This window comes from Listeria innocua, from assembly GCF_028596125.1.
GTDB lineage: Bacteria > Bacillota > Bacilli > Lactobacillales > Listeriaceae > Listeria > Listeria innocua.
Genome location: NZ_CP117229.1, coordinates 983,748 through 1,001,502, shown reverse-complemented (window position 1 = coordinate 1,001,502; position 17,755 = coordinate 983,748). Strand labels below are relative to the sequence as shown.

Here is a 17,755-nt window from a genome sequence, read left to right as displayed (position 1 = left end):
TCCTTATCCACCGCTAACTGGTGGAATTACCGCGATTTCTGTTATTTCATTTGGCAAAATATCTTGAGCGTGTTGAAATTCCATATTAACTGCCAACATACACGTTGCCAAATCCACAGCGATTTCAGGAAATTCACTACTAATGACTTCCCGAACTTCACCAACTGTTTCGCATTGCTGTAAATTTAACTTTACTTCTGTTTGCTTTGTTTTCTCAGCTAAAAAAGCGAAAAACTTAACCGTTGTGAGCATCTATGCCACCCCACCTTATTTGATCGACATCTTTTTCTTCTTTCCATATTGGTACTCGTTCTTTTAAACGTTCAATAATATATCTGGATCCTTCATAACAAGCAGCCCGGTGTGGTGTTGATACGCCGATAAACACTGCTATATCAGTTATTTCTAAAAGTCCTAATCGGTGGACGATGACTACATCTGCACCCCACTTAGTTTCTACTTCTGTGGCTAATTTATTTAACTCTTTTAACGCCATTGCTTCATAAGCAGTGTAGCGAATTTCTTCTGTTTGAATATCGCCAGTCCATTCGCGAATTGTGCCGACAAACAGATTAATTCCGCCGTGATTTTTATTGATTAGTTTTTCAGAAAGTGGTCCGATTTCAATTTTTTCGTGTTGTAAAGCTACATATTTCATTGTAAAAACTCCTTGATTAACGTTTCAGCAAACATGTTTAAAGCTTCTTCTTCTCCGATAAAAATTGCCTCTTCTTTTAAAGCTGGATTGTGCGTAGCGATTTTATGAACGGCTTTGCTATTTTTTAAAAGCTCGATTTCTGCTTTTTCTCGAATTAAAATGATTTTTGGAAAAGGTCCTTCTTTATAGCCTTCTATGAGAACAATATCTGAGTCCGGTAGTTTTTGGATGGCAGTTTTTAAATCGATGCCAGTTTGTTCCATGACAGCATATTGTCTAGAATTCGCAATCACAACAGCTTCCGCACCACTTTCTTGAAAAGAATACGAATCTGTTCCAGCGTGATCAACAGAAAAGTCATGTGCATCGTGTTTAATGGCAGAAACCGTATAATTTTCTTTGCGGCTAGCCCGAATTAGCGCATTAAGCAAGGTTGTTTTTCCACTATTTTTAAAACCAATTATTTGGAGGATAGTAGCCATGCTTCGACCTCTTCTCCTTGATATTTTCCAACCTTACCGCCTGGAATTTTAAATAAACAGGTTGTTAAATGAAGGTTTCCTAGCGCACTCGACATATCACTTCCTACCAATTCAACCAAATACTCTCCTTCTTCTGATAGATGATAGGTTCCTCGTAAAAATCGGTCAAAGCCATTATTCTTCGTGTAATCGCTCGCCATTTTTGCGCGGACTTTAGTAGTTGCCGTATTATCTTTTCCCATAAAGGTTGCGAGTACGGGTTCTACCAATAAATAAAAACCTGTGAAACATGCACCAGGGTTACCCGAAAGCGCGATAATAAGTGTTTTATTCAACCACATTCCAGTTGTCGGACTACCAGGTCTCATTTGAATTTTATTAAAAAGTAATTCTGCCTCTTGTTTTGCAATATCCGCCATAAAATCATAATCTCCAACAGAAACGCCACCAGTAGTAACAATTAAGTCCGCAATTTCCGTCAGCTCAAGTAAACGAGCTTTTGTATCTTCATAGTTATCTGGTAGTTGTTCAGCCGCGCAGATTTCTGCATGGTGCACTGTTAGAAGATTTTCAAGTAGAGGTTGATTACTATTATAAATTTTGCCATCCGGAAGCGAATTTCCAGCAGGAACAAGTTCACTTCCTGTAGATAAAATAGCAACTTTTGGCTTTCTAATCACTTGGACTTCCGAAATACCAAATGATGATAGTAAACTTATCGAGCCTGCATTTAAAGTGTGTCCGCGGTCTAGGAGCAAATCACCTTTCGCAAATTCGGCACCGATTTCCGTAATATTACTAGATTTTTGCGTATTTATAAGAACAATATCATTTTTATTTTCAGCTTCTCTTGATTGTTCGAGCATAATAATTTTTGAGGCGTTATCAGGTACTTTTGCTCCTGTCATGATCCTCACTGTTTCGCCGGGTTTTAGTGGTTTATCATATGTTTTACCACAAGGAACCTCTGCTACGACATGTAAAGTAATCGGATAATTACCGTCATCTTCTTCTGTAATTGCAAACCCATCATAACCAGAACGTCTAAAATACGGCGCGGGAAACGGCGCAAAAATCGGTTCTTGTAAAACTTGATTTAACGCTTCCGTGACATTTTTTCGTTCGACAGGAAGATGCGTTATTTGGTTACATAATACTTCTCTCGCTTGTTCCATTCTAATGGTGTTTCTTTTTTCAATCATCTGGGCGCACTTCCCTTCTATAAATCATGTATGCGTTTTCTTTAGTACCAATATACAGGAGTTTTGCCGTTTTAAAAAGTAAAGCGACTTCTAATTAATCCGCTGCTTTAAATCCGTATTTTTTAAGTATTTTTTGTGCTTCTGATTTATTCATAAAGTCGAGGAATGTTATGGTAGGTTCTTTTTTCTCTGAATCAGTTACTTGTGCGCTATAGTAGGCAATTGGGTCATGAAGTTTTGCATCAATTTTCGCTTTCACTTGTACTTTTTTACTTAAAATCGCATCCGTTTGGTAAACGAAGCCTGCATCTGCGTTCCCCGCTTCGACATACGATAAAACTTGGCGAACATCTGTCGCAAGAACGAGTTTTGCTTTTTCTGTATTATAAAGATTTAAATTTTCAAGTGTTTGCTTGGCATAAGCGCCTGCTGGGACAGATTCCGGATCTCCAATGGCAATTTTATCGGCATTATCCAGTAATTGTTCTAAACTTAATCCTTCCTTCTGTTCAGCATTTTTCGGTTCAATTAACACAAGGTCATTCCCGGCAAATTCTTTCGTGTTTTCGGCTAATTTTTGATTACTTAATGTATCTGCATCTTTTTTACTTGCTAAAAGGACACCATCAATTGGCGCACCACTTTCCACGCGTTCACGAATTTGACCAGAACCACCAAAGTCAAAAGATAATTTAATAGATGGATATGCTTTTTCGAAAAGTGGTTTTACGTCATCCATCGTATCTTTTAAGCTTGCTGCTGCTGAAATATGTATAGTTGTTGTTGTTTTTGCTTTCTCTGAAGTATTCGCGCATGCACCTACAAGTAGTACTAATAAACAGCTTATAAGTATTGCGATTTTTTTCATCGTTCATCCCCCTTTTTTATTTAGTTACATTGTACTTAAGTTTGACATTTTATACCAGAGAGAACGATAATAATAGAAGTACTAGAGGGTTATTCAGGAGGAGTTTTATGTTTACATCTGTTTGGCATACACTACTTGTTGCCACAATTTCTACGTTTCTCGCATTTATGACGATGTTACCACTGAGTTATTATTTTGCTGGTCGAAAATCACGTTTTCAGTTACTTGTGGAGATTTTAATTTTGCTTCCGCTTGTTTTACCGCCAACTGTGGTCGGTTTAGTTTTACTGAATGTGCTTGGCCGCAATGACTTTATCGGTGGTGTGCTTTGGGATACTTTTGATTTCAGTTTTATTTTTTCCCTTAGTGGTGCTATCGTTGCGACGACGATTATTATTTTACCAATTATGTATCAAGGGCTTAAATCAGCATTTTTATCGATTGATCACGAACTTGTATGGGCAGCAGAGACTCTTTCAGCGAATAAAAAACAGATTTTCACAAAAATTATTTTACCGAACTGCTGGCAACCAATTTTAGCAGGAGTTTTGCTTAGTTTTTGCCGGGCGATGGGTGAATTTGGCGCAAGTTTGATGGTGGCCGGATACATAGAAGGAAAAACCGATACAATAGCTTCAAGCATCTATTTTATGGTTCAACAAGGCGACATGCGTACTGCGATTTACCTGGGACTAATTAACGTCATTATCGGCGTATTTGCGCTACTTGTCATTCATGTTTTGACCGTACGCCAAAGTAATTTAACGAGGGGGATGTAATTATGCTGAGATTACAATTTCATAAAAAACTTCCTTTTCATGATTTAAATATTGATTATACGTTTGAAAAACCAGTAACTGCGATGATGGGCGCAAGTGGTTCTGGAAAATCAACGTTATTCCAATGCGTGAGTGGATTAAAGAGCATCGACGGCGGGATTATCGAGTTTGATGGGACACCGTGGGATGATTCGAATATTTCCTTACACCTTCCAGTAACTGAACGAAAAGTCGGTTACTTATTCCAAAATCTAGCTTTATTTCCAAATATGAATGTTTATGAAAATATCGCGTTTGGCTTAAAAGTGAAAAAAAAGAAGAAAAAAGAACAGGCAGAAATCCAGCAGCAAGTAAGAAAAATGAGTGATTATCTGCAAATTTCGCACCTACTATATTCTTCTGTTCAAAAACTTTCTGGCGGTGAGAAACAACGTGTTGCGATGGCGCGAGCGATGATTACTGAGCCGAAATTACTGTTACTTGATGAACCTTTCAACGGGCTAGATGAAGAAACACGTTTAATTTGTATGAAATTAGTTGGTCAGATGGCCAAAGATTTCCATATACCAGTTATTTTTGTAACGCATTATGCCTCGGAAGCAGAAATGATGACGGAAGAAATTTTAGTTATGAGAGATGGTCGACTTGAAAAACGCAAAAGTTAATGTGGGTATTGTATTAGCTGGTGGGAAGTCTAGCCGTTTTGGCAAGTCAAAAGCCCTTTTCCAGAATGAGGCGACTGGGAAAACATGGGTGGAGCTCACTGTTAATAAATTGAAACCATTTTGCGAAATGGTTTTCGTATCCGCAAATCAAGAAAATTATCAAAAATTAGTTGCGCTTTTTTATGAGGACTCATCTATTCAAATTATTCCCGACCAACTTGCATATAAAGATTTCGGGCCGCTTGGTGGAATTTACGCTGTCATGGCTCAAAAAAATGCCTACCCCGAAGCTAACTACCTGATACTTCCTGTCGATATGCCTTTTTTAACTTCCAGCGAAATTAGTCGATTAGCTGCATTTCCAAATCACTTTGCAAAAACAGCAGAGGAAAATCACTATTTGGTTTTGAACATTCCCTACTCGCGTGAAATCTTACATAATTTATTGCAAAAAGAACAACATCGTGTTCGCGGCTTACTTGAAAAACTACAAACTAAGCCGTTAGAATTTGAAAATGAAGCACCATTTAGGAATATCAACCGTCAAAATGAACTTTTTTAACCTTTTCTTATGCTTTTCTTTAGTTATGTTTGGTAAACTAGAGAAAAGCATGAGAGAGGTTTTTTTATGAAATTTTTTCGCTTACTGTGGGTATTTACTTGGAAACAAGCACTTTGTTGTCTTTTTCCGGGCATTATTTTCATTTCACTCGCCCTTACAAAACTAATTGAAATTCCTTTTATTGCGCGCTATGACTTACTTTTAATCATTTGCCTCCTCACACAAATTGTCCTGATAAAGTTTGGGTTAGAGACTTGGGATGAACTTAAAGTCATCATGATTTTTCACTTAATTGGTCTGGGGCTTGAAATTTATAAAGTACATATGGGATCTTGGAGTTATCCAGAACCTGGTTTAATGAAACTCTTCGGCGTACCACTGTATAGCGGATTTATGTATTCAAGCGTGGCAAGTTATATTTGTCAGGCCTGGAAGAGGTTTGATCTTAACATGACCAATTGGCCAAATATTTGGTTAGTAAGTAGTCTTTGCATAGCGATATACGCCAATTTTTTCACGCACCATTTTATTATGGATTTTCGGTGGATTTTGATTATTTTAGTTCTCCTACTATTCCGAAAAACATATGTTTATTTTAAAGTTAGCGCTACTCAGCTCAAAATGCCTTTATCTTTTTCATTTTTGTGTATTGCATTTTTTATCTATCTCGCGGAAAATATTGCTAGTTTTTACGGTGCTTGGGCGTATCCTGATCAGCTTGTTGCTTGGCGGCCAGTGCATGTCTCAAAAATAACGAGTTGGTACTTACTTGTGATTATTAGTATTATTATCGTCGCGCAACTTAAATTCATTAAACAGAAATGGGAACAGGACCAAATAACAACAAAAAGCGAGGCTACACTGAAATAGTGGCCTCGCTTTTGATTTAAATTAGTTTTAGATGCTGAAGCGCTTTATAAACGCCATCTTCATCCACATGGTCAGTAACATAATCCGCCACTGCTTTCACTTCGTCGCGACCATTTCCCATTGCAACACCGGTGCCAACAGCTTGTAGCATCGCGATGTCGTTAAGTCCGTCGCCAAATGCATAAGTATCTTCCATCGAAAAGCCAAGTTTTTTGATCATCTGCTTAATACCTTCCGCCTTGGAACCGTCTGCTGGACAAACATCTACTGAAACATCATGCCAACGTAAGAAACCATATTGTTTAAATTCTTTGCGGTAATAAGCATCATACGACTCATCACAAAACAGTAAGCACTGATAAATATCTCGACCTTTGTAATAATTAGCATCTACTTTAGGGTAATCTCTTTTAATAGAATTCATTCCGATTGTAATTCGGTCATGATCTGGTAAATTCGCACGCATGGAATCTTTTCCAGAAAAAACAATTGGATGCTCATGCTCCGATGCCACCGTAATTAGTCGTTCTAATGACTCGGTTGGTAATGGTTTAGCGTAGATTTCTTTCCCTTCAAAAATAACATATTGTCCGTTATAACAAATGTAGGAATTAATATCTAGTTCTTTTCTTATCTCATCTAACATAAATGGGCCGCGACCCGTTGCAATAGCGACATAAACGCCATTTTCTTTCAATTTAGCAATCGCTTGTTTTGCTGAAGCTGGAATTTCTTTTGTTTCACCTACAAGCGTACCATCTACATCGAAAAATACAATTTTACTCATCAATTAAACGCCTCAATCCTCTATCCATTTTAAAATCACTTAGCTTAAATTATAGCAGAAAGCGACCAAAAAATCACAAACTGTCGGGCTTTGGCAAAATTAATTATACTTTCTAGTAGCAATTATCTGGATTTATGGTATATTAGAAAGAAGGATATAGATCGGATGAACATTTATAGAACAACAATGGAACGTGAAAAAAAGTTTATAATTACATCTTTTACTCGGAAATTTGTTTCAAATTCCCAAAATAAAGGTATGCAATTATAACGGATAAGAAAATTGTTATACGTGCACAGCTATTTTTATACATTAGTCTGTGGTAATTTTTCTTTGTCTTTTTTATGCCTAATTGTTAGTATCTCGTGCACCCATATCCGCTTGCTACTAAGTCCACAACTGAAAGCAAGCCAATTATTACTGAATAATTATTAGGTTTTCGACCAGAGAATCTATTTTTAAAAACTAAACTTAAAATTTAAGGAGAGAAAAACATGATTTTTAAAGTATTTTATCAAGAAACACTTACAGAAACACCCGTACGCGAAAAAACACAATCTTTATACGTAGAAGCGGAAAGCGAAGTAAAAGTACGCCAACTTTTAAAAGATGAGCCTTTCCACATCGAATTTGTCGAAAAAATTAGTGACGCGCACTTAGCTTACGAAAAGGAAAACCCAGACTTCGCGCTCTGGGAAAAATAAGCCTATATGAAATTTGTAAAAAATAATGAGACAGCTGTTTTCGCCCTCGGTGGACTAGGCGAAATCGGTAAAAACACATATGGCGTACAATTTCAAGACGAAATTATTCTAATTGATGCAGGAATCAAGTTCCCAGAAGACGAACTTCTTGGGATTGACTATGTTATTCCTGACTACAGTTATCTAGTAAAAAATAAAGATAAGATTAAAGGACTTTTTATCACCCATGGTCATGAAGATCATATCGGTGGCGTTCCTTACTTACTTCGCGATCTTAATATCCCAATTTATGCTGGGAAGCTTGCGAGTGCTCTTATTCGCAACAAATTAGAAGAACATGGTTTGCTTCGTCAAACTAAAATTTATGAATATGAAGAAGATGACGTTTTTAAATTCAGAAAAACTAGCATCTCATTCTTCCGTACAACACATAGTATTCCTGATACGTATGGTATTGTTGTCAAAACTCCATCAGGTAATATTGTTCACACTGGTGACTTCAAATTTGATTTCACACCAGTTGGTGAACCAGCTAACCTGACAAAAATGGCTGAAATTGGTAAAGAAGGCGTCCTTTGTTTACTATCAGATAGTACAAACGCTGAGGTACCAAATTTCACAATGAGTGAACGCGTTGTTGGTGAAAGTATTAAAAACATTTTCCGCGACGTTGAAGGACGAATTATCTTCGCTACCTTCGCATCCAATATTTACCGTTTACAACAAGTAGTTGAATCCTCTATCGAAACTGGCCGTAAAATCGCTGTTTTCGGTCGTAGTATGGAATCAGCTATGGAAATCGGTAAGCAATTAGGTTATATTCAAGCTCCAAAAGATACATTTATTGATGTGCATCAACTTAATAAAACACCAGCAGGAAATGTGACGATCCTTTGTACAGGAAGTCAAGGTGAACCAATGGCTGCTCTTTCAAGAATTGCTAATGGTACTCACCGTCAAATCCAAATTCAACCAGGTGATACGGTAGTCTTCTCGTCTTCCCCTATTCCTGGTAATACGACAAGTGTTAACCGTACAATTAACTTACTTTATCAAGCTGGTGCAGAAGTTATCCATGGTAAAGTAAATAATATCCATACTTCTGGTCACGGTGGTCAACAAGAGCAAAAACTTATGCTACGTCTTATGAAACCTAAATTCTTTATGCCAATTCACGGTGAATTCAGAATGCAAAAAATTCATGCTGAATCTGCCGAAGAGTGTGGCGTACCAGAAGAAAATAGTTTCATTATGGCAAACGGTGATGTCCTTGCGTTAACAAGTGAGACAGCTCATGTTGCTGGTAAAATCCATGCTGCTAGCGTCTATATTGATGGTAGCGGAATTGGGGATATTGGTAATATCGTCCTGCGCGACCGTCGCATTCTTTCTGAAGAAGGACTTGTTATTGTCGTCGTTTCAATTGATATGAAAAACTCACGTGTCATGGCTGGTCCTGACATCATTTCTCGCGGATTTATTTATATGCGTGAATCCGGTAATTTAATCGGAGAAGCTCAAGGTCTTCTTACACGTCACTTAAATAAAGTAATGGAGCAAAAAACAACGCAATGGTCTGAAATCAAGAACGAAATTACAGATACTTTGCAACCTTTCTTGTACGAAAAAACAAAACGACGTCCAATGATTTTACCTATAATCATGGAAGTATAGTTTTAAAGACGATAAATGGTTTCAAAATCATTTATCGTTTTTTGTTGATTTCTCAGAAAGACGATGGTATGTTTAAACAAACTAAATAAGAAAGACGAGGAAAATTTTATGACAGAAACTAGGACAGAAACGAAGCAAAAAAAACCGTCCACTTTTACTAAAGTTATGAAAATTGCTAGCGTTACACTTTTAGGAATTCTCTTTTTCTCCATTACAGGTTTGGCAGCGAAGTATTACATCACCGTTCAAAATACTTTTACAAAAATAAATGTTCCTTTAGAAACAAGTAATAAAACAACAAGTGATTTAGATAAGAAAAAACCTTTTTCCGTATTACTTATGGGTTCTGATGCCCGCCCCGGTGAAACGAATGGTCGAGCAGATACAATTATCTTTGCAACAGCCAATAAACAACAAAACGCTGTCGAAATGGTCAGCATCCCTCGTGATACAAAAGTAGATTATGGAAATGGCGATATTGGAAAAATCAATGCTTCCTATTCGAACGGAGGCCCCTCAGGAACCGTTTCAGCAGTTGAAAAACTAATGCCAGGTGTTCCGGTAGATTATTTTATTTCTATCAATATGGAAGGCTTTAAAGACCTTGTTGACGCAGTTGGCGGTATTACGGTTTATAATGACATTGATTTAACAGAAGTAAATAGCAAATTTGTAAAAGGAAATATTACTTTAAATGGGACGGACGCTTTACAATATGTCCGTATTCGTCACGAAGATCCTCGCGGTGACTTTGGTCGTCAAGATAGACAACGCGACGTTATTATCGGTATCGCGAATAAAGTTATAAGTTCATCAGGCGTATCCAATTTCGAAAGCATCATGAAAGCTGTTGGAGATAATTTCCAAACTAATATGACGCTTACAGATATTACTTCTATGGCTACCAATTATTCTTCCGTTCTTAAAAACGTTGATTCGCAAGAGCTTAAAGGTGAAGGAGAAATGATTTATAGCGAGTCATACGGATTCGATTTATATTATTTTGCACCAGATGAAACCGACTTAGAACGTGTAATTAACATGTTTAAGAAGAGTTTAGATATAACTGAATAAAAATAAAAGATGACTGAGGCCCATTAAGCTTCAGTCATCTTTTTTATTGATGCTTCGTAATCAAGGTTTCCATTTCATTAATCACCTTTTTGCACGCTTGTTGATGATAATCAAAGACAATTTCATAATCAGGTTCTACCTCTTTATCTAAAGTCACATGATAAAGGATTTCAATATTGTTAATCGCCCGTTCAACTAAAATGGTAAATTGGAGCATTGGTTCTTCTGAATTTACATCTCCAACAAAACTACTATCAGTAATAATTTGTTCTCGCGTTTTTCGTAGTTCAATTAATTGCTTCCATAAGCCTTTAATCTTCGGTGCGAGCGCTTTAGCATCATCAGAATTAATCTCTATCGCTTTAATGTTTGCCAGTAGATCTTTTTCCTTAGAGATGAAAACTTGATTTAATTTTTTAGCTTTTTTCCGTGGATAAAGGGCATAAACAAGAAAACCAATTGCTAGCCCGATCATCGTATCAAATAAGCGATCTCTTAAAAAAACAATCGGCTCCCCGTCTCCTTTACCAACTAATACCATCACCGTAATAACAACAATAACCATCGTGAATTTTTTAGTGAAAAGATAGCTCAGCGCAACAGCAAGTGCCGCGCCAATTGGAATCATAATATAGTGATGGTTTGGTACTAAAAGATATACAAACGCTGCAAGTAACCCACCAACTATCGTCCCAACAATACGTTCAATACTAGATTTATATGTTGCCCCTTTTGTCATTTGAGCAGTGATATAAATGGCATTAAAGACATATGTCGGATAAACAATCCAATCGCCCATTACCGGGAAAAGCAAAATAGCTATTGTAATACTAATTAAGACTTTAGCAACACGGGGATCAAGAGCAAGGCGCTCTTTCATTGAAATTTTTTTCATTTCTTGTCCCCTCCTTCAGCTAATTCAGCCATTCCTTTTTTTATAGCTAGAAAGTTTTCAACGAATTTTTTCACGTGAAAAGAAGCAACTGGGTTTGTTTCTTTGGCGTTAATCTCAGTTGAAACTTCGACATTTATTGTGGCTAGCGCTTTTTTTGCTTCTTCCGACAAACCTACCCTACCAATGTCCTCAAGTGTTTGCATATGAAAAAAGAGCTGTAAATAATTCGGCAGTAACGCTTGATAAATTTCCACATGACGCGGATTCATATTTTTACTAGTGCCATATTCTTTAATAAACATTTGCGATTGTACAAAAATATTATACAATGGTTTCGATACAAATTTCCCGTTATTTTTAAAAACGCTTTCCATTTCTTTATCAAAAAGCCCCATTAATTGCTTCATGATCGTCTGGACAGTTTTTTCAAGCGGCAAATGGACGTACCTTACAACGAGTCTTACTAAAATAAAAAATACAAATACATCAACGAGTGCTACTATCACCATTACGTAAAGCGGCATTGGTAAATCTTCTGTCCCAAGAAAATAAAGCGCTGTCCCAATTGCTAGCGTCATCACCATGTATTTTTGCGGCATCGTAAAATTCACTATTAAAATAACAATTAACATTACAAAATAATAAATATATACATTGATTGGAAAAAAGTAAGTACTGATAATAACGAATGCGCACGCTAACGTAAAAGCTATCGCAATTTGAGGAATGACTTTTCGAGTAATCCCATATGTAGGTTGCATGGAAATAATCCCTATTAAAACAACAATAGGTAAAACTCCAGCCAAATCAGGAAAAATAACAGTATGAACAATAACACAAATACTTGCATAAATAAATGCTTGCAACATTTGAATTAATCCTCGCGCCCCAATTTTATCTAGCAAAAATTTTTTCATCAGTTCCCCTCTCTTCTATCACGTTTACTTAAGCTCTGTAACTATAATAGAAAATAAATGATTAGATAGCAAGTAAACAATAAAAAAACCTAGGCATATAATAGATATTGTTGCACATCTTCATATATTGCATAGGTTTTATGTTTATTGAATTTTTTCTTGTAATCGCTCAATGTCGTCATCTGAACCAATAACGATTAAAATATCTCCTTCATGAAGTACATCATTTGCTTCAGGAGTAATAATCATTTGTTTGTCTTTTTTTATACCGACGATGTTAACGCCAAATGAGTTACGAAAATCTAAGTCAACAAGGCTTTTGCCGAGGAAACGCGGATCAGAAACCGAAATCTCCACTAAGCTATATTCATCAGAAAGTTCTAGATAATCAAGCATGTTTTTCGATACGATATAATGCGCAATTCGTCGTCCCATATCCCGCTCTGGATGGACAACTCGGTCAGCTCCGATTTTATCTAGTAATTTAGCATGCTTATCATTTGTTGCTTTTGCAGTAACATATTTTACGCCCATTTCTTTTAGAATCAGCGTTGTTAAAATACTTGACTGAATATCTTCACCAATTGCGACAATAACATGCTCGAAATTTCGAATACCTAATTGACGAAGCGCGTTTTCATCGGTTGAATTGGCGATAACTGCATGAGTAGCAATCGACATATATTCATTTACCCGTTCTTCATCAGAATCGATGGCAAGCACTTCCATTCCTTGTTCGACAAGTGAACGACAAATACTTCCGCCAAAGCGCCCAAGACCGATGACTGCAAATCCCTCTTTCATGTGTAGCTTACCTCCCTGTTACTTTTTTTCTACTAAATCATGTTTAAATGCATAGATTGCAGCTTGTGTGCGGTCTTGTACATCTAATTTGGATAAAATATTACTTACATGTGTTTTTACTGTTTTTAAAGTAATGAATAGTTCATCCGCGATTTCTTGATTCGATTTACCTTCTGCAATAAGAAGTAAGATTTCATTTTCGCGATTCGTTAAATCATCATGTAGGTTTTTTTCTGGTTTAGCGGTTAGTCTTTGCATCATTTTACCAGTTACTTCTGGTTCAAGGACAGAGTCACCGCCGTATGTAGCTCGAATCGCATCGGCAATTTCACTCGCTGTCGAGGTTTTTAACATATAACTGCTCGCTCCAGCTTCGAGTGCAGGATATACTTTTTCGTCGTCAATAAAACTGGTGACGATAATAATTTTTGCTTCTTTCCAATTCTTCATGATTTCTTTCGTTGCTTCAATGCCATCCATCTCATCCATAACTAAATCCATTAAGATAATATCTGGGCGCAACTCTAAAGCCATATCAGCGCCTTCTCGGCCGTTTTCTGCCTCGCCGACTACTTCCATGTCATCTTGAACAGAAAGATAAGCTGACACGCCTATACGTACCATTTCATGATCATCTACTAGTAAAACTTTTATCATTCGTTTTCCACGTCCTTTTTCGCAACAAGTGGGATTTTTATTTCTACGCTAGTTCCTCGTCCTTTAAAGCTAATTATTTTAATGGTACCACCAAATTCAGCGACTCGTTCACGCATATTTTGTAAACCGTAAGAACCTTGACGAACATTATCCATATCGAATCCTACGCCGTCATCAACTACTTTCATTACGGCTAAATTATCCATTGTCACTAAACGTACTTCTAATAATTTTGCTTTAGAGTGACGCAAAGTATTCGATAGTAATTCTTGCACTATCCGGAATAAATGATCTTCAATACCTTTTTGCAAATTAATATCTTCAATTTGCCATTCGACTTCGATGGGTAATTTGGTTGTTAATTCTTTTAATAATTGTTCTATACCCGTTTTTAATGACTTTCCTTCGAGCTGCGTTGGTCGCAAATGAAGTAATAGTGCACGCATCTCAGATTGGGATTCATTGACAATAGATTCTACCATTTTTAGTTGCTTTTGCATGGCGGGAGTTGCACTTTTTTCGCTTTGCTCATTTAAGGCAGATAATAGCATCATCGCTGCGAATAATTGTTGACTCACAGAATCATGTAACTCACGCGCAATCCGGTGACGCTCTTCTGACAAAATAGCTTCTTTCGTTTGACCACTTGATTCAGCGCGATCACTTGCTAGCTTTTGAGTCAGAATCGTTTGTGCTTTCATCTTATCACGCAAACGGTCGATTTGCTTATAGACTTGCTGTACTTCTAAAAAAGTTTCATCTTCTTCACTAGTAATCTTTTTTTCTAAATCGCCTTGTCCTAGCAGCCGAATCGAAAAGTCAATCGACTCAAACTTTTGCTTAACAAAATAGCCAAGTAAGCCGCCAATAATTAAACCTATCGAAATAGCTGTCAGCGGAACAAAGACGATAAAAGGAATGTAAAATATTTTTTGTTCAATTAAGATTTTATACCAAGAACCTTCACTGAAAAAATAGTATCCTACCGTTCCAATGGCTGTTGCAACAAGGAGTAATCCTGAGCAAACTACCATCATTAGTTTCGAAAAACTCATAACCTGATCACCTCTAAATCTCCGAAGATTACAGAAGTCATGATTTTCACTTTTCGTGCGGAACTTTCGTAATTATCTGAGTAGACCTTGATGCTATTATTTTGGATAGAGGTGCTTTCTTTATCATATTGGATATTTCCGAAAATCGCGGAGTGTTCAATACAAATGCCAATATCAAATGGAACGAGGATGCGAATTTTCCCGGATACACTGCGAATCATAATAATACTTTCGCCAGTTGGAAGCACCGTATTTCCTAGATCAAGAATCGTATCGCCTATTCCTGTTTGAATATTGATGTCATCCCATTCGTACACGACGTCTAATATCCGCTGATTACCAAACCACTGATTACGAATAAATTTACCCGTGCGATCAATTTTACTGTCTGGCTCTCTCGTTTTAAGCATTAATAATTGGGGTGCCCGCTTCCGGCTTATATAATGAATAATCGCATAAATACCTGCAACAACAAGTCCAACTTTAAAAGTAGTTGTTAACAGCACTGCAATAATGATAAATACGATACCAATAAATAGTGAGTTTTTTGCGCTTTTTTTCGTGGCACTTGCTTTCCTTGATGTAAAAATGAAGAATATTCCGAGTGCAAATAAAATGAGTAGTTCCCACTGGAATAACATCTCAAGACCAACACCAACAATAATCGCAATTAAAAATATAAAAACAACCGAGCTTTCCATTTTTTTCAAGCTGACACACCTCCTTAAGCCATTCTTTAGACAAAGTTATTTCTCGATTTTTCGCTACTTTGTACAGCTGTGTTTATTATAGCGATGATTTGCTAGTGGAAACAAACCGCGCTAGTTGGAACAATCTCTACTACTTTAGTCGGATGCCTCTTCTGTTAACTTAGTAATTACTCCATTTTCTTGTGTAATCCGTCTTGCTTTTAAAAGTGTACCAATTGCGCGTTTAAATTGTGCCTTACTAATTCCGAATTTAGCACGGATTGCATCTGGATCTGATTTATCTCCAAATGGCATTTCACCACCAACACTTCGTAAGTAAGTTAATATCATTTCCGCATCGTCATTTAATACTTCATGGGCTCTCCCACGTAACGATAAATTAAGTGAGCCATCTGGTTTCACTGCAATAACACGAGCTTTTACACGTTCTCCCATTCTCGGTTCTGCAGTCCGTTCACTTTCATGAATAAAGCCAATATGGAAATCATCTGTAAAGACAAAGGAGCCAACTTTAAGTAATCGATAAATGGTTCCTTCTACATTTTGATTAAAAAGATCTTGATCTGCACGAACCGCAATTGCGCGGAATTGTTCTTCTTCAGCGAGAACTCCCCACACGCGATTTTCTTCGTCTACGCGAAGTGCAATCATCACTCGGTCTTCTTTTTTCGGCCATAAGTGTGGTAGTGCAGGCAAATCATCTAATGATACAACGACGTCTTTTTCGATACCAATATCCACAAATACACCTAAATGTTTGCGTACTTCGGTTACTGTGCCCCAGCCGTAATGTCCAACTTGAATTTTTGGAATAATTGTTGTTGCGCGGATTTCTCGGTCGTAGTCAACAAAAATAAATGCTGTTACTTCATCTCCAACAGCAAGTTCTGTTTCATGTGTATTCGATTTAGATAAAAAAACAGTCACTTCATCTTTCTCTAGGAGCCAACCTGTTTCTTTAATTTCTTTTACTGTCATTACTTGGCTTTTGCCAATATAGTTATTCATTTTTTTCCACCTTTATTTTAAGAATAGTCTTGTTTCATTATAGCGTATCTAGACTCGTAAGGCTACCTGCTACGTAGAATCAATCTTGGTTAATATGCAGCTTTAAAATATTGATTTTTTCTTTTAAAATATCTTTTGCGAAATCATTCGTTTCTCTAGCTGCACTTCCGACGTGATAATCTGTATGATTTAGTGTTTCTTGAAAGATAGCAATATTTTCAGGTTTAACGCCACTTCCAACTAGAATTTTAAATGAACTTGGATTTTCTTTACTGTCATTTATCCACCGTTTAAGGCGTGGCAAAGAATCAAGTGCACTAGCTGTTCCACCTGAAGTTAATAATTGATTAATGTCTTGGCCGTATGTACGTAAAACTTGGTAGCTTGCTTCAATATCTTTTGTTGCTTCTAGCGCACGATGGAAAGTAAAATCTAAGTCACCTTTCCACTCAATCACTTTTTCTAGAAGCTCTTGATCAATGTTTCCGTCTTCCGTTATTCCACCATAAACGATACCTTTGACCCCAACTTCTTTTGCAAGTTCAATATCTCGTTCCATCACAATTCTAGCAGGCTCATCGTATACAAACGAAAAACTATGAGGGCGAATCATCATCATCGCCGGAAGTTTTGAAGCACGAACGATTTCTTTAATAGCACCGTAGCTAGGCGTTAGGCCACCTTCACTTATAGCGGAAACTACTTCCATTCTATTTGCGCCATATTTTTCTGCTAAGTACGCATCTCTTGGGTTTTGAACTATCACTTCTAACATTTATTTTCGCTCCTTTTTAATACTAATTACCTTCATTCTACCCTTTTAACACGCAAATGAATACTAAAAAATCCATGAAAAGAAAATTGGCTTCTCATGGATTTTGTGCTTATTATTTTAAATTTGTAGTAAATACTTCTGTTTTCCCAGCAACCGTATTTGGAGTTCCAGCGAATTCAAAATCGTATTTGCCTTCTGAACTATTAGTTACAACCATTGGTACCACTGTGCTTGCGGCATTTTTCTTGATAAAATCAAAGTCCGCTTCAACGATTGGATCGCCTACTTTTACTTTATCGCCAACGTTTACTAACACGTTAAAACCTTCTCCGTTTAATGATACCGTTTCTAAACCGATATGAACGAGAATTTCCTGCCCCATATCCGTGCGAATACCAAAAGCATGTTTCGTTTCTGCAAGTTGAATAATTTTCCCATCAACTGGCGCTACGATTGTGCCGCTTTCTGGTTTAATTGCAATACCTTCGCCCATCATCTTTTGATTAAAAACTGGATCTGGAACATCTTCTAACGCAATCAGTTGTCCAGTCACATGAGCAAATACGGTTTCATTTTTACTTTTTTTCAAGAATTTTTTAAACATCCATC

Annotated in this window: 22 protein-coding genes; 7 read left to right on the top strand and 15 right to left on the bottom strand. The window is 36.9% G+C overall.

Translation table 11 applies throughout. The annotated features are described in order from the left end of the window. Positions 1-3 precede the first annotated feature (3 nt). The 5 genes from moaD to modA form a co-directional block, all read right to left on the bottom strand. A complete protein-coding gene (gene moaD, locus PQQ29_RS05540) occupies positions 4-252 on the bottom strand; it encodes a molybdopterin converting factor subunit 1 (RefSeq protein ID WP_187984083.1) in 249 nt (82 codons plus the stop codon). Then, positions 236-658 carry a molybdenum cofactor biosynthesis protein MoaE gene (locus PQQ29_RS05535; protein ID WP_003761585.1) on the bottom strand — a complete coding sequence of 141 codons (423 nt, stop codon included), beginning with the start codon at positions 656-658 and terminating at the stop codon, positions 236-238. Before PQQ29_RS05535 ends, moaD begins: the two co-directional genes overlap by 17 nt. Then, entirely contained in the window at positions 655-1,140 is a 486-nt protein-coding gene (gene mobB, locus PQQ29_RS05530) for a molybdopterin-guanine dinucleotide biosynthesis protein B (protein ID WP_033533181.1), read from the bottom strand. The genes PQQ29_RS05535 and mobB overlap by 4 nt, the downstream gene beginning before the upstream one ends. Continuing rightward, complete coding sequence (locus tag PQQ29_RS05525) at positions 1,119-2,342, bottom strand: molybdopterin molybdotransferase MoeA (protein WP_185482495.1); 1,224 nt, start codon at positions 2,340-2,342, stop codon at positions 1,119-1,121. The genes mobB and PQQ29_RS05525 overlap by 22 nt, the downstream gene beginning before the upstream one ends. 94 nt (positions 2,343-2,436) lie before the next feature. Next, positions 2,437-3,210, bottom strand: coding sequence for a molybdate ABC transporter substrate-binding protein (gene modA / locus PQQ29_RS05520; protein WP_187984082.1), 774 nt, complete (start codon positions 3,208-3,210; stop codon positions 2,437-2,439). Between the two features lie 107 nt (positions 3,211-3,317). Between modA and PQQ29_RS05515 the strand changes: the two genes are divergently transcribed. From PQQ29_RS05515 to PQQ29_RS05500, 4 genes are all read left to right on the top strand, one after another. Next, positions 3,318-3,989 carry a molybdate ABC transporter permease subunit gene (locus PQQ29_RS05515; protein WP_003761575.1) on the top strand — a complete coding sequence of 224 codons (672 nt, stop codon included), beginning with the start codon at positions 3,318-3,320 and terminating at the stop codon, positions 3,987-3,989. A 2-nt stretch (positions 3,990-3,991) separates the two neighbouring features. After that, positions 3,992-4,654 carry an ATP-binding cassette domain-containing protein gene (locus PQQ29_RS05510; protein WP_003771289.1) on the top strand — a complete coding sequence of 221 codons (663 nt, stop codon included), beginning with the start codon at positions 3,992-3,994 and terminating at the stop codon, positions 4,652-4,654. Further along, entirely contained in the window at positions 4,635-5,216 is a 582-nt protein-coding gene (locus tag PQQ29_RS05505) for a molybdenum cofactor guanylyltransferase (RefSeq protein WP_187984081.1), read from the top strand. Before PQQ29_RS05510 ends, PQQ29_RS05505 begins: the two co-directional genes overlap by 20 nt. A gap of 66 nt (positions 5,217-5,282) precedes the next feature. Continuing rightward, positions 5,283-6,086 (top strand): DUF817 domain-containing protein, encoded by an 804-nt coding sequence (locus tag PQQ29_RS05500; protein ID WP_187984080.1) that lies wholly within the window; start codon positions 5,283-5,285, stop codon positions 6,084-6,086. A 16-nt stretch (positions 6,087-6,102) separates the two neighbouring features. Here the strand turns inward: PQQ29_RS05500 and PQQ29_RS05495 are convergent, their stop codons facing one another. Next, positions 6,103-6,873: a Cof-type HAD-IIB family hydrolase gene (locus tag PQQ29_RS05495; RefSeq protein ID WP_003771285.1), complete on the bottom strand. Its 771-nt coding sequence runs from the start codon at positions 6,871-6,873 to the stop codon at positions 6,103-6,105. A 494-nt stretch (positions 6,874-7,367) separates the two neighbouring features. Between PQQ29_RS05495 and PQQ29_RS05490 the strand changes: the two genes are divergently transcribed. The 3 genes from PQQ29_RS05490 (at position 7,368) to PQQ29_RS05480 (ending at position 10,325) form a co-directional block, all read left to right on the top strand. Continuing rightward, positions 7,368-7,577 carry a DNA-dependent RNA polymerase subunit epsilon gene (locus PQQ29_RS05490; protein ID WP_003722652.1) on the top strand — a complete coding sequence of 70 codons (210 nt, stop codon included), beginning with the start codon at positions 7,368-7,370 and terminating at the stop codon, positions 7,575-7,577. A 6-nt stretch (positions 7,578-7,583) separates the two neighbouring features. Next, a complete protein-coding gene (gene rnjA, locus PQQ29_RS05485; RefSeq protein ID WP_003722651.1) occupies positions 7,584-9,251 on the top strand; it encodes a ribonuclease J1 in 1,668 nt (555 codons plus the stop codon). Positions 9,252-9,359: 108 nt separating this feature from the next. Continuing rightward, positions 9,360-10,325, top strand: a complete 966-nt coding sequence (locus PQQ29_RS05480) for an LCP family glycopolymer transferase (protein WP_187984079.1) — start codon at positions 9,360-9,362, stop codon at positions 10,323-10,325. 43 nt (positions 10,326-10,368) lie between these two features. Here the strand turns inward: PQQ29_RS05480 and PQQ29_RS05475 are convergent, their stop codons facing one another. From PQQ29_RS05475 to PQQ29_RS05435, 9 genes are all read right to left on the bottom strand, one after another. Continuing rightward, on the bottom strand, positions 10,369-11,220 hold the full coding sequence (locus PQQ29_RS05475; RefSeq protein WP_010990718.1) for an FUSC family protein: 852 nt from the start codon (positions 11,218-11,220) through the stop codon (positions 10,369-10,371). After that, the gene (locus PQQ29_RS05470) at positions 11,217-12,137 is read right to left on the bottom strand and encodes a hypothetical protein (protein WP_187984078.1); all 921 of its coding nucleotides are present in this window, start codon (positions 12,135-12,137) and stop codon (positions 11,217-11,219) included. Before PQQ29_RS05470 ends, PQQ29_RS05475 begins: the two co-directional genes overlap by 4 nt. A gap of 144 nt (positions 12,138-12,281) precedes the next feature. Next, positions 12,282-12,941 carry a potassium channel family protein gene (locus PQQ29_RS05465; RefSeq protein WP_003719245.1) on the bottom strand — a complete coding sequence of 220 codons (660 nt, stop codon included), beginning with the start codon at positions 12,939-12,941 and terminating at the stop codon, positions 12,282-12,284. An 18-nt stretch (positions 12,942-12,959) separates the two neighbouring features. Then, positions 12,960-13,598 (bottom strand): response regulator, encoded by a 639-nt coding sequence (locus tag PQQ29_RS05460; protein WP_003736192.1) that lies wholly within the window; start codon positions 13,596-13,598, stop codon positions 12,960-12,962. Further along, positions 13,595-14,653, bottom strand: a complete 1,059-nt coding sequence (locus tag PQQ29_RS05455; RefSeq protein WP_003771280.1) for a sensor histidine kinase — start codon at positions 14,651-14,653, stop codon at positions 13,595-13,597. The genes PQQ29_RS05460 and PQQ29_RS05455 overlap by 4 nt, the downstream gene beginning before the upstream one ends. Next, on the bottom strand, positions 14,650-15,363 hold the full coding sequence (gene liaF, locus PQQ29_RS05450) for a cell wall-active antibiotics response protein LiaF (protein ID WP_003766328.1): 714 nt from the start codon (positions 15,361-15,363) through the stop codon (positions 14,650-14,652). The genes PQQ29_RS05455 and liaF overlap by 4 nt, the downstream gene beginning before the upstream one ends. 135 nt (positions 15,364-15,498) lie before the next feature. Continuing rightward, on the bottom strand, positions 15,499-16,371 hold the full coding sequence (locus PQQ29_RS05445; RefSeq protein ID WP_003761561.1) for a CvfB family protein: 873 nt from the start codon (positions 16,369-16,371) through the stop codon (positions 15,499-15,501). Positions 16,372-16,450: 79 nt separating this feature from the next. Then, the gene (locus PQQ29_RS05440) at positions 16,451-17,146 is read right to left on the bottom strand and encodes a copper homeostasis protein CutC (protein WP_187984077.1); all 696 of its coding nucleotides are present in this window, start codon (positions 17,144-17,146) and stop codon (positions 16,451-16,453) included. A 112-nt stretch (positions 17,147-17,258) separates the two neighbouring features. Continuing rightward, entirely contained in the window at positions 17,259-17,750 is a 492-nt protein-coding gene (locus PQQ29_RS05435; RefSeq protein ID WP_045553421.1) for a PTS sugar transporter subunit IIA, read from the bottom strand. Between the last annotated feature and the right edge of the window lie 5 nt (positions 17,751-17,755).

Coding starts and splice junctions, on each gene's coding strand:
- moaD (WP_187984083.1), bottom strand. CDS start 252: ATGCTCACAACGGTTAAGTTTTTCGCTTTTTTAGCTGAGAAAACAAAG.
- PQQ29_RS05535 (WP_003761585.1), bottom strand. CDS start 658: ATGAAATATGTAGCTTTACAACACGAAAAAATTGAAATCGGACCACTT.
- mobB (WP_033533181.1), bottom strand. CDS start 1,140: ATGGCTACTATCCTCCAAATAATTGGTTTTAAAAATAGTGGAAAAACA.
- PQQ29_RS05525 (WP_185482495.1), bottom strand. CDS start 2,342: ATGATTGAAAAAAGAAACACCATTAGAATGGAACAAGCGAGAGAAGTA.
- modA (WP_187984082.1), bottom strand. CDS start 3,210: ATGAAAAAAATCGCAATACTTATAAGCTGTTTATTAGTACTACTTGTA.
- PQQ29_RS05515 (WP_003761575.1), top strand. CDS start 3,318: ATGTTTACATCTGTTTGGCATACACTACTTGTTGCCACAATTTCTACG.
- PQQ29_RS05510 (WP_003771289.1), top strand. CDS start 3,992: ATGCTGAGATTACAATTTCATAAAAAACTTCCTTTTCATGATTTAAAT.
- PQQ29_RS05500 (WP_187984080.1), top strand. CDS start 5,283: ATGAAATTTTTTCGCTTACTGTGGGTATTTACTTGGAAACAAGCACTT.
- PQQ29_RS05495 (WP_003771285.1), bottom strand. CDS start 6,873: ATGAGTAAAATTGTATTTTTCGATGTAGATGGTACGCTTGTAGGTGAA.
- PQQ29_RS05490 (WP_003722652.1), top strand. CDS start 7,368: ATGATTTTTAAAGTATTTTATCAAGAAACACTTACAGAAACACCCGTA.
- rnjA (WP_003722651.1), top strand. CDS start 7,584: ATGAAATTTGTAAAAAATAATGAGACAGCTGTTTTCGCCCTCGGTGGA.
- PQQ29_RS05480 (WP_187984079.1), top strand. CDS start 9,360: ATGACAGAAACTAGGACAGAAACGAAGCAAAAAAAACCGTCCACTTTT.
- PQQ29_RS05475 (WP_010990718.1), bottom strand. CDS start 11,220: ATGAAAAAAATTTCAATGAAAGAGCGCCTTGCTCTTGATCCCCGTGTT.
- PQQ29_RS05470 (WP_187984078.1), bottom strand. CDS start 12,137: ATGAAAAAATTTTTGCTAGATAAAATTGGGGCGCGAGGATTAATTCAA.
- PQQ29_RS05465 (WP_003719245.1), bottom strand. CDS start 12,941: ATGAAAGAGGGATTTGCAGTCATCGGTCTTGGGCGCTTTGGCGGAAGT.
- PQQ29_RS05460 (WP_003736192.1), bottom strand. CDS start 13,598: ATGATAAAAGTTTTACTAGTAGATGATCATGAAATGGTACGTATAGGC.
- PQQ29_RS05455 (WP_003771280.1), bottom strand. CDS start 14,653: ATGAGTTTTTCGAAACTAATGATGGTAGTTTGCTCAGGATTACTCCTT.
- PQQ29_RS05445 (WP_003761561.1), bottom strand. CDS start 16,371: ATGAATAACTATATTGGCAAAAGCCAAGTAATGACAGTAAAAGAAATT.
- PQQ29_RS05440 (WP_187984077.1), bottom strand. CDS start 17,146: ATGTTAGAAGTGATAGTTCAAAACCCAAGAGATGCGTACTTAGCAGAA.
- PQQ29_RS05435 (WP_045553421.1), bottom strand. CDS start 17,750: ATGTTTAAAAAATTCTTGAAAAAAAGTAAAAATGAAACCGTATTTGCT.